This window comes from Ruegeria sp. YKSE079 (assembly GCF_059612845.1).
In genome coordinates this window covers 243,434-250,172 of record NZ_JBXWRJ010000004.1, presented here as the reverse complement: position 1 = coordinate 250,172, position 6,739 = coordinate 243,434, and the positions used below count along the sequence as shown (strand labels likewise).

Below are 6,739 nucleotides of genomic sequence, written 5' to 3'. Positions count from 1 at the left end.
TTTCAAATCCACGATTTCAAAAGACCTTGAAGGAAAAAGATTCAACCCAAAGGGGAAAATCTGATCCTCTTGAACGACGCGGCGTCATATTCGGGTCCTCTAATGTGGGTGTCAGCAGCGTTTCCAGGGGGTGGATCGTCTGCGAACTCACCATCGCCCCCAACACCTGGGGCGACCCACATTTTTTGGAGCAAGATATGAAAAACTTTATCGCAAATACCTTCAAGCGTCTGCGTCGTGATGAGTCGGGTGCGACTCTGGTCGAATACGGCATCGCAATCGCACTGGCGGTCGTATTGGGCGCCGGCGCGCTTTCGACGCTGGCAGGCGACGTCGCAGGTTCGATGACTGCCGCTGGCAACTGTATGCCAAATGCAGACGGCTCGGTGCCGACCTGCGGAACCACGCCGTAACTTTAGAGAAGCACTTTCTCAAATGAAATTGTTGCCGCGGCCTTGGAGATTTCGCGGCAACACCTCCCGGAGCAAATCCGCAAGACGTCACCGTTATCCATAGTTTTTTTAAAGAGTGCGACTTCGAACGGATTTGAACAGGGCGTTTCACCGCAAATCAGTACATGGCTGCCAAGTCAGCGGTGAAACGCCCCCTCCGGGCCATTTGATCAACGGCATCAAGAGCGCCGACCAACAATATTGGAGACCACCATGCGTTTCTCTTCTTTCCTGACATTCGTCGCCGGACTGGGGGTTGCAGCGGGCTCGGTGTATCTGGCCCGTGACTACATCGAGAATGAATATGCCAAACGACAAGCCGTCGAAGAAGAAAAGGTCGTCAACGTCATCGTTGCCGCCCAGGACATCGACTTTGGCCAAGTCGTGGACGCCCAGAAACTGACCACTATCGCCTGGCCGAAAGAAGCGCTGCCAAGCGGCGTTTATACCGCCTACGACACATTGCTTCCAAGCCAAGGCAAGGAATTTCGCCGCGCCAAGCGCGCAATCTCTCAGGGTGAGCTGATCCTGACCAACAAGGTGTCGAACTTTGGCGAAAAAGTCACCATCGTTCAGACCATCAGCGCCAACAACCGCGCGATGGCAATCAACGTGAACGCCCAGTCCGGTGTTGGCGGTTTTGTCACGCCGGGCGATTTCGTCGACATCCTGTTGACGCACGGTGCCAATAAGGACCTGAAGACCGTCACGATCCTGCAGAACAAGCGCATCATCGGCGTTGATCAGGAAGCGGACGAGCAAAAAGACGCGCCCGGTGTCGCCCGTACCGTCACCGTCGAAGTCACGCCTGAAGAAGGCCAGCGCCTGGCGCTCGCCCAGCGCGCAGGAACGCTCAGCCTGACGCTGCGCACACTTGAGGCGGCCAATGACGAACCGCTGGAATCCATCGGACTGAGCGATGTTCTGCGCGAGTTGTCGCCGGTGCCGGAACAAGCACCGATCAAAACCGTCGTCGTTCGCCGCGGTACAGACGTGACCGTTACCGAACTGCGCTGAAACGATTTGCCGAGGAGATGACAGATGAAACCCGCCAACACCATGAAACGCCTCGCCTCTGACGAAAACGGCGCGATGCTGGTGATCTGGGGGGTATCGTTTGCCATCTTCTTCGGTATCGTCGCACTTTCTTTTGACGTCGGTCGCACCGCGATCACCCGGACCGAACTTCAGTCCTTTGCCGATCACGTCGCCCTGGCCGCCGCCGGAGAGCTGGACGGAGGTGCCGACGCCATCATCCGGGCAACCGCAGCCGCCGAGAACATGATCGTCGACAACAAGACTTTCGGCAGCGGCGGCAGCCAGCTGAGTGGCAATACCGACTTTACCCTGACATTTCTGTCTGACCTTCCCGCCGATGACACCGATGTCGTGACAGCGACCACCACGGATGCGACCGAAGCTGCATATGTTCTGGTTCAGACCACACCTTCGACAGTCGCCGCAACGTTCGGCGCTGTCTTCGCCGCCCTGACCGGAAATCCAATGCCAGACAGTTGGGCCAATGGATCGGCAATCGCCGGATTTACCCAATATGCCTGCGACGTGACCCCGATGATGTTCTGCCTGCCCGATTCAAATTATAAGGCGGACGAGAATATCGGTGATATGATCCTGTTGCGCTCTGGCGGTAATGGCGCGGGCTGGGGGCCCGGCGATTTCGGCTTCCTCGACCCGGCCAAGACTTTGGTCGACGACGAAGGCCCCTGCGCCGGTCTGAGCGGTGTGAACCTTGACGCCTGCCTGATCGGGGCCGAGGGCAGCATCACGCAATGCTTCAACATGCGCGGCGTCGATATCGAACCGGGCCAGAAAGTCGGCATCGAGAACGCCATCTATAACGTGCGCTTCGATATCTACCGCTCGATCATGAATGGCAAGAAGAACAATGCGAACTTCCCGCCTGCCCCAAATGTGATCAAGGGTATTGTTCCCGGCACCGGCAACACCTGCATCAGCGGAAATGAGGAGATCTCGCCTGATACAATGGGCATGCCGCGCGACGATTGCTTTGGAAGCGGTGGCTGCAGCCGATTTGGCGACGGCAGCTGGAACGCAGGCCGAACAGCCTATGTCAATATGAACTACGACGGCACTGATCCGCACCCTTCCGCCACAACTCGGTATGAATACTACCTTGCCGAGATCAACGCGGCCGCCAGTTCCTCCGCTCCGCTTCTGACCGGCAAGGCCGAAACCGGTCGCCCGATGTGCTCGAACAATCAAAGCAGTGATCCGGATCGCCGCGTGATCATCGCCGCCGGTATCGATTGCTCTGCCAACCCGATCAACGGAGCCGCCACCAACGTGCCAGTCCAGGAATTCTTCAAGATCTTCCTGACCGAGCCTGTCGGCGATGACGGTTCCTCTCCTCCCACCGTTGACATCTGGGGCGAGGTCGTCGGCAGCGCCAGCGAATACAGCCCCGGTGCCGGCTCTCTCTTCCACGACGTTGTCCAGCTTTACAGGTGATCCCATGTTGTCTCGTCTGTTCCATAGCAAGAAACTGTCGGATTTCCGCCGCGACGAATCCGGCGCCGCCTTGGTCGAATTCGCCATACTGATGCCGATGATGCTGGTTCTGTTCGCCGTAACCATCGAAGGCGGTCGTCTGTTCTGGGCCTATCAGAATGTCAACGCAGGCGTCCGTGACGCCACGCGCTATCTGGCCCGCGTCGCTCCCAAGGATATGTGCAGCGGCGGCACAGCGGTCAGCACCTATACGACCAAGGCCGAAGAGATCGTCAGAAACCGGATCGACGGCACCTCGCCGTTCCCGTCTGGGATCAGCGTCAACTCGGTCTCGCTCAGCCTGAACTGCGTCGCCGGAACCTACCGCGTTTCGCCCGCGCCGGTCATCCAGGTCACTGCGAACCTGTCGGTCACTTTCCCCTTTGCCGATGTCTTCTCACTGGTCGGGGGCAACCTGCAAAACGTCAACACCGTCATTTCGGATCAGTCACGGGTATTTGGAGCATGAGACATATTGCAAGAAAATACCGCCTCGCCCAGCAACTGGCACGCCTGCGTCGGGATGAAAGCGGCACGACACTGGTCGAATTCGCTGTTGTCCTGTCGATCTTCCTGCTTATGTTCTTTGGCCTGATCGATTTTGGCCGCATGAGCATGCACTACGCTGCCGCCGAACGAGCCATGCATGTGGCGGCCCGCATCGCCGCTGTTCGCCCACCGGCCTGCACCGGCGTACCGAACGTGCACCGCCGCGGACCGGTTCAAAACGGCTCCACCGCGCCCGACTTTGGCACAATGTGCAGCAGCGGCGCGAATGTCTGTGCCGACGTCGGAACGATCAGCTGCAGCGGAGACTCCACCAACGACACTGCCAGCGAGATCTGGGACATCGTTCAAGGATCAATGCCGATCAACAGCACGATTTCCAATCTGCGCTTTTCCTACACTTACGACAGTGACCTTGGCTTCTTGGGCGGTCCGTTCACGCCGATCGTTACAGTTGAGGTGCAAAACCAAACTTTTGAATTCATTTCGCCGCTAGGGGGGCTGGTGGCATTGGCCGGAGGTACGTCCTCCCCGGATCTCGGGGCCTCCGTAACCTTCCCCTCCATGAGTGCATCGATGCCTGGTGAAGACCTGGCAATGGGCACCAGCGGATAATTTCAGACAGGAGCATAGTAAAATGGAACAGAGACATAAGACAATTGCAGTCGTATCAGACGACCCGCTGGTTCACTCCAGCCTGCAAGCCGCTCTGGGCACCGACGCTTCGCTGAAAGTGACGGGTTTGAACGCAACCCTGCCCCAGATCAACGGCAAGGCCACCGGACTCGCCGCTTCGACCGATGTGATCGTGTTCCGGACCGGAGCTGCAGCTTCGGACGATGTCGAAGCGATCCGCGCCATTCGCAAGGGCGGAGGCACACATGCAGCGATCATCGCGCTCAGCGATGATGGCATCCTGTTCAGCGATGCCCGCAAACTGACCGATGCCGGCGCAACCGACGTGCTGCCTATCTCCATGAATGCCGATGATCTGCGCAACAGTATCTGCAAGGCAATGAATGTGGGCAATCAAATCGCATTCGGATCTGCCGATTCCGGTCGCGCTGGGAAAATCATCTCCGTCGCGCAAGCGCGTGGTGGGATCGGCTCGACCACCGTCGCCGTCAATGTGGCCGACCAGCTATTGGACCGGCGTGGCATGATGAAGAAGGTGCCGACCAACAGCGTTGCGCTGGTGGATCTTGATCTGCAATTCGGCGCGATCAGCAGCTTTCTGGACGTGCAGCCGAACGAAACTCTGTTCCAGATGGCGGTTGAGGGAACCATGCCCGACGCCACATTCTTGGAACAATCCATGGTAAAGGCCGAAAACGGGGTCGATGTCCTGTCAGCACCAACTGGATTTGCGCCCGTGGATTCCCTGCGCCCCGAGCAGGTGAAATCCCTGCTTAACGTTCTGCGCAGCAAATACGACTATGTTGTCGTGGATCTGCCTCGCGCCCTGGTGCCCTGGCTGTCGCCAGTGCTCGAAATGAGTGACCGGATGTGCCTTGTGACCGACAGCGCGGTTCCGTCCGTTCAGCAATGCCTGCGCCTGGCCAATTTCTTCACCGAGGATGTGCCAACGCTTCAGATTGATCTGGTGGTCAATCACGAGAAAAAGCCGCTGGTTCAATCCAGTCATCACAAGGAAGCTTCGGCGATCCTGGGCCGCCCGCTCCGCTATTGGCTGCCGCATGACGAAAACGCAGCTCGCGAAGCTGTCGATCGCGGTCAACCGCTATCGAAAGCAGCCGGGCGATCGGCGCTGACCGCAGCGCTTGCGAAGATGGGAAGACAGATCGCTGCAGATCTTAAGGAAAACACTGCAGTCGCGACTGCGAAAGCCTGATTAGGGGGTAAAAATGTTCAAGTATTTTTCAAATAGCAGCGAGCAAGCGACTGCAAAGGCCATTCATCTGCGTCCGGTCGAAGATGTAAAACCGGTGATAGTGGCCAAGCAATCGGAAGAAGAAAAGGAGCTGGTAAAGTTCCTGGAACTCAAAAGCCGCCTGCACGAAGCCCTGCTGGATCGCCTCAACCTTTCGGTTGTGGAAAAAGTTGCGCCCGAGGAACTGCGCCGCGAGGTCGCCGCGCTGACCAGCGAGGTTCTGGCTGCAGAAAACAACCCGCTTCGCTCGGATGATTTCCGCCGGATCGTGGATGAGCTGATGGACGAGGTTCTGGGCCTTGGGCCGCTTGAGCCACTGCTGGCCGATCCGACGATCAATGACATTCTGGTCAATGGCCACCGCGACGTGTTCGTGGAGCGCCGCGGCGTGCTGGAACGCACAAACACGCGCTTCCGGGACGAAAAGCACCTGTTGCGCATCATCGACAAAATCGTGTCACGCATCGGTCGCCGCGTCGATGAAAGCAACCCTTGGGTGGATGCCCGTCTCGAGGATGGAAGCCGTGTCAACGCCATCATCCGCCCCTGCGCCATCGACGGTCCCAGCATGTCGATCCGCAAGTTTTCCGAGACACCTCTGACGCTTGACCGCCTGATTGAATCGGGCTCGCTGGACCAGCGCGCCTCCAAGTTCCTGATGGCATTGGTCGAAGCGCGCAAAAACATTCTGATCTCGGGTGGCACCGGTTCGGGCAAGACCACCATGCTGAACGCAATTTCGGCCGGCATCGACCATCGTTCGCGCATCGTTACCGTCGAAGACGCCGCCGAACTGCGACTACAGCAAGAACATGTCGTGCGACTGGAAACCCGCCCGCCGAACCCCTCGGGCAATGGCGCGGTGCTGCAACGGGATCTGGTGCGCAATGCGTTGCGGATGCGCCCTGACCGCATCATCGTGGGCGAAGTTCGTGGCGCCGAAGCATTCGACATGCTTCAGGCAATGAACACCGGCCATGACGGATCGATGACCACAGTGCACGCCAACTCGGCTCGTGATGCCATAGGTCGGATCGAGCAGATGGTCACGATGATCGGCTTGGACATGCCGCTCAGCGCCATCCGCGCACAGATTTCGTCGGGCCTCAACTTTGTCGTTCAACTGACCCGTCTGGCCGATGGCAAACGCCGTGTCGTCAGCATTTCCGAGATCACCGGCCAGGAAGGCGACGTGGTGACCATGCAGGACATTTTTGTGTTCCGCAAACTGGGCAAATCGGAAACCGGAGAGATCATCGGCGAGTTCGTCGCGACCGGCATTCGTCCGCAGTGCATGGACGATCTGGTTGCCGCCGGTATCGACCTTGATCTTTCGACCTTCCTGGCCAAGGGAGCGTGA

7 protein-coding genes are annotated in these 6,739 nt (G+C 58.3%); all 7 read left to right on the top strand.

The annotated features are described in order from the left end of the window. Nucleotides 1–413, top strand: a 413-nt coding sequence (locus tag AC2FMY_RS05840) for a Flp family type IVb pilin (protein WP_496807120.1), incomplete at its 5' end; no start/stop codon positions are given. Between the two features lie 252 nt (nucleotides 414–665). After that, a complete protein-coding gene (gene cpaB, locus AC2FMY_RS05835) occupies nucleotides 666–1,469 on the top strand; it encodes a Flp pilus assembly protein CpaB (protein WP_480749801.1) in 804 nt (267 codons plus the stop codon). A gap of 24 nt (nucleotides 1,470–1,493) precedes the next feature. Next, nucleotides 1,494–2,942, top strand: a complete 1,449-nt coding sequence (locus tag AC2FMY_RS05830) for a pilus assembly protein TadG-related protein (protein WP_496807119.1) — start codon at nucleotides 1,494–1,496, stop codon at nucleotides 2,940–2,942. 4 nt (nucleotides 2,943–2,946) lie between these two features. Beyond that, nucleotides 2,947–3,450 (top strand): TadE/TadG family type IV pilus assembly protein, encoded by a 504-nt coding sequence (locus AC2FMY_RS05825; protein WP_480749799.1) that lies wholly within the window; start codon nucleotides 2,947–2,949, stop codon nucleotides 3,448–3,450. Continuing rightward, nucleotides 3,447–4,103 (top strand): TadE/TadG family type IV pilus assembly protein, encoded by a 657-nt coding sequence (locus AC2FMY_RS05820; protein WP_496744015.1) that lies wholly within the window; start codon nucleotides 3,447–3,449, stop codon nucleotides 4,101–4,103. The genes AC2FMY_RS05825 and AC2FMY_RS05820 overlap by 4 nt, the downstream gene beginning before the upstream one ends. Before the next feature lie 22 nt (nucleotides 4,104–4,125). Next, nucleotides 4,126–5,340, top strand: a complete 1,215-nt coding sequence (locus AC2FMY_RS05815) for a CpaE/TadZ family protein (protein ID WP_496744017.1) — start codon at nucleotides 4,126–4,128, stop codon at nucleotides 5,338–5,340. A 13-nt stretch (nucleotides 5,341–5,353) separates the two neighbouring features. Further along, a complete protein-coding gene (locus AC2FMY_RS05810; RefSeq protein WP_496744019.1) occupies nucleotides 5,354–6,739 on the top strand; it encodes a TadA family conjugal transfer-associated ATPase in 1,386 nt (461 codons plus the stop codon).

What these genes read in the sequence shown, in the direction of transcription:
- AC2FMY_RS05810 (WP_496744019.1), top strand. Translation starts at nt 5,354, where the DNA reads ATGTTCAAGTATTTTTCAAATAGCAGCGAGCAAGCGACTGCAAAGGCC.
- AC2FMY_RS05820 (WP_496744015.1), top strand. Translation starts at nt 3,447, where the DNA reads ATGAGACATATTGCAAGAAAATACCGCCTCGCCCAGCAACTGGCACGC.
- AC2FMY_RS05825 (WP_480749799.1), top strand. Translation starts at nt 2,947, where the DNA reads ATGTTGTCTCGTCTGTTCCATAGCAAGAAACTGTCGGATTTCCGCCGC.
- AC2FMY_RS05815 (WP_496744017.1), top strand. Translation starts at nt 4,126, where the DNA reads ATGGAACAGAGACATAAGACAATTGCAGTCGTATCAGACGACCCGCTG.
- cpaB (WP_480749801.1), top strand. Translation starts at nt 666, where the DNA reads ATGCGTTTCTCTTCTTTCCTGACATTCGTCGCCGGACTGGGGGTTGCA.
- AC2FMY_RS05830 (WP_496807119.1), top strand. Translation starts at nt 1,494, where the DNA reads ATGAAACCCGCCAACACCATGAAACGCCTCGCCTCTGACGAAAACGGC.